This is a genomic window from Streptomyces sp. NPDC048671 (genome assembly GCF_055587045.1).
Genome location: NZ_JBVJHB010000038.1, coordinates 1 through 3345, shown reverse-complemented (window position 1 = coordinate 3345; position 3345 = coordinate 1). Strand labels below are relative to the sequence as shown.

The following is a 3345-nucleotide window of genomic DNA, read 5'->3' as shown; positions in this document are numbered from 1 at the left end:
GCAATGCCGGTGATTTAGTACGTTCTTGCAGGTCAGGCAGGGTGTTTGGTGACTCTCAGTGTGTAGTGGACGTTACTGAGAGTGCGGGGCTGGTCCCGTTTTCTGACCTCGAAGGTGTTTCTGGAGGGCTTCTTGATGCGCTGGCACTGCCGGTGGCGTCGGGGCGGGAGGAGGGCGGCCAGGAGTTCGGTCACGGCCTCGTGCCGGGCGGTGCTCAGCGTGGTGGTGTCCGCCGCGACCTGGCTGGAGACGGTGAGCCGGGCTAGTTGCACCGTGACGGTGAAGGAGATCCGGCCAGGATCGATGCCGCCGTGTTCTGCTGCCCGCATCTCCAGTGCGCAGAGCGCCTGGTAGACGGTGAGCAGGGCATAGATCTCCTGGCAGATCAGTTCGGGCGCCTTGGAGCGCAGGATGAATCCGGCGCCGCGCAGGCGGTTTTTCAGTTCCGCGAACCCGTTTTCGATCTCCCACCGCTGGTGGTAGGCCGTCGCGAGCTGATGGGCGGGGGCGTGGCGGTGGTCCAGGAGGCTGGTGGCCAGCCGGAAGGACTCAGTGTGCGGCGGGCCGGCCTGCGGATGGATGGTCACCGTGTATTCGACGATGCGGATCAGGTGGCCGTCGGGAAGTCCGGAGGGTGGGCGGCGGTGGAAGCGGGCATCTCCCAGCCGGCGGTTCTCGGCGGGGGTGGGCATGAGAGATACGTATGAGCCGTCGGGCAGGATCCACAGTGGGGGCAGGACGAGGTTCTTCTTGATCCTCCACGCCAGGTGGCAGCCGGTCGCCTCCACCAGGCCCCACAGGGCATGACCGGCGAAATTGCGGTCTGCCAGCAGCAGCATGCCGGGCTGTAGGGAAGCCAGCAGGCGACGGGCGAGCTTGTGTTCACTGAACCGGGCCACCGAGTCGAAGGCCGCGTCGATGACGGCGTGCGTCCCGCATTCGATCAGGGCCATCAGGCGGACCTGCGGGTGTCCGCTCTGGTTGACCCCGTCCTTGCCGGTGAACCCGAACTCCGCAGCGTTCGCGGGCGTGTCGGGGACGTCCAGTACGGTGCCGTCCCAGGCGACCAGCCGCAGCCCGAACGCGAACGCGCCCGGGGTCCTCGCGGTGGCCAGCGGTCCGCACCGCCGCTCGAACAGGGCCTGCAGCGGCTTCTCACCCAGCCGCTGTCTCGCCCGGGTCAGCGCCGAACTCGTCGGCAGCCGTTGCACGGCCAGATTTGGCAGGTGTCGCAGCTTTTCCGTCAGGGTGCGCAGGACCGAAAGATAGCCCGGCGGGCCCGTACTGTCGGAGCTGCTGAACAGGCACAATGCCAGGACGAAGTACACCACGGTGCGGGCCGGCAGCAGACGGCGGCGGACCTCGGTACGGCCGCTGTGCTCCACCACCTCGTCCACCAGATCAGGAGTGATCTCCTCGGTGAGGACGCCGAGGCGCACGTGCTCACCGAACCGTTGCCCCGGTGACGCCGGGGTGAGGCCCAACTGGCCGCCATGGCCCCCGAAGTTGGTGGGCGGCGGGCAGGAAATGACACACTGAGCACCCAACGGAGCTCCCTCGCGGACAGTCGGATCTTGGTCGATCTTCTGTCCTACCGGGAGCTCCGTTGCTGCGTCCCGGCCTCCGCGACAGCGTCACCGGAAGTGACGAACCAGCCGACGTCACCAGGTACAAACCGGGCTCAACTCACCACCGACAAGCCTCTGATCAGCACGTACTCGCTAAATCACCGGCATTGCTCTGACCAGCAAGAATGAGGATTGTCGAGGTCCTTGTTCCTGCTCCAGCCGGAGGCACTTCTCAGGTGAAGAAGCGTATCGGGTCGTACCCGCGTGTCCGTATCGAGGGTGGCGGCCGGGCGGTGGTCTCGCGGGCCGGGGGTGTGCTGCTGGTCGAGACGGTCCGTAAGGCCGGCTTGGACACCGCGATATCAGCGGCGCTGGCACCGTGGCGGAAGGCTCGGGCGGTGCACGATCCGGGCAAGATCCTGCTGGACATCGCGTTGGCGGTCGCGCTGGGCGGGGACTGTCTCGCGGATGTCGCCATGCTGCGGGCCGAGCCGTCCGTGTTCGGGTCGGTGGCTTCCGACCCGACGGTCTCCCGTCTTATCGACATACTCGCGGCCTCCGGGGAGAAGGCCCTGCGGGCGATCCGTGCCGCGCGGGCCGAAGCCCGGGGACGTGTCTGGCGGTTGGCCGGCGGGGAAGCGCCTGACGCGGGCGGGACGGTGACCGTGGACCTTGACGGGGTGCTGGTGATCGCGCACTCGGACAAGGAGGACGCGGCCCCGACCTGGAAGCGGACCTACGGGCATCACCCGCTGATGGGGTTCGTCGACCACGGACCGGGCGGCACCGGTGAACCGGTCGCGGCCCTGCTCAGGCCCGGGAACGCGGGATCGAACACGGTGGCCGACCACATCACCGCCAGTCAACTGGCTTTGGCCCAGCTGCCGAAGGAGTACCGGCGCGGGCGCCGGACCTTGATCCGCACCGACTCCGCGGGTGGCACCCACGACTTCGTCGCCTGGCTCGCCCGGCGAGGACGGTGGCTGTCCTACTCGGTCGGCATGACGGTCACCGAGCAGGTCCACCAGCACGTGCTGAAGGTTCCGGCATCGGCCTGGACACCGGCCGTCGAGACCGGCGGCGAGGTCCGTGACGGCGCCTGGGTCGCCGAACTCACCGGCGACGTCCTAGACGGCTGGCCCAAGGGCATGCGGCTGATCGTCCGCAAGGAACGGCCCCATCCCGGGGCACAGTTGAGGCTCACGGACGCGGACGGCATGCGGCTGACGTGCTTCGCCACCAACACCTCGGGCCGGCCGATCGCCGAGCTCGAGCTCCGTCACCGGCTGCGGGCCCGGGCCGAGGACCGCATCCGGGCCGCCCGGGCCACCGGCCTGCGGAACCTTCCCCTGCACCGCACCGCCCAGAACCGGATCTGGCTGGAGATCGTGCAGATCGCCCTCGACCTGCTGGCCTGGATGCCGAGGCTCGCGCTGACCGGCAAGGCCCGGCTCTGGGAACCCCGCCGCCTGCGGCTCCGCCTGTTCACCACGGCCGGACAGCTCGTCACCACCGGCCGTCGACGAATCCTCCGCCTCGCCCGGCACTGGCCCTGGACCCGTCACATCACCGCCGCACTCGACCAACTCGCACTCCTGCCGAACCCCGGCTGACCAGCAACTTTCCCGCCACTACGACAGCAGCCCAACACCGGAGCAGTGGAATCCGGCGCCTCCCCGAGACGACACTCGGACCCTCAACCTGTCCACTCTCCGCCCACGGCACGAAAACGGCCCACCGACTTCGTCGGCGGACCGTCACGAAACTTCGAGGCTAG

The 3345-nt window shown here is 68.6% G+C and carries 2 protein-coding genes; one reads left to right on the top strand and one right to left on the bottom strand.

Annotated features, from left to right (window positions below; translation table 11 throughout):
* Positions 1-32: 32 nt before the first annotated feature.
* On the bottom strand, positions 33-1439 hold the full coding sequence (locus tag ACZ6S6_RS37590) for an IS4 family transposase (protein WP_362961082.1): 1407 nt from the start codon (positions 1437-1439) through the stop codon (positions 33-35).
* A 365-nt stretch (positions 1440-1804) separates the two neighbouring features.
* Here ACZ6S6_RS37590 and ACZ6S6_RS37585 point away from each other — a divergent pair, with 365 nt between their 5' ends.
* Positions 1805-3181, top strand: coding sequence for an IS1380 family transposase (locus ACZ6S6_RS37585; RefSeq protein WP_469709511.1), 1377 nt, complete (start codon positions 1805-1807; stop codon positions 3179-3181).
* The last annotated feature ends 164 nt before the right edge of the window (positions 3182-3345 follow it).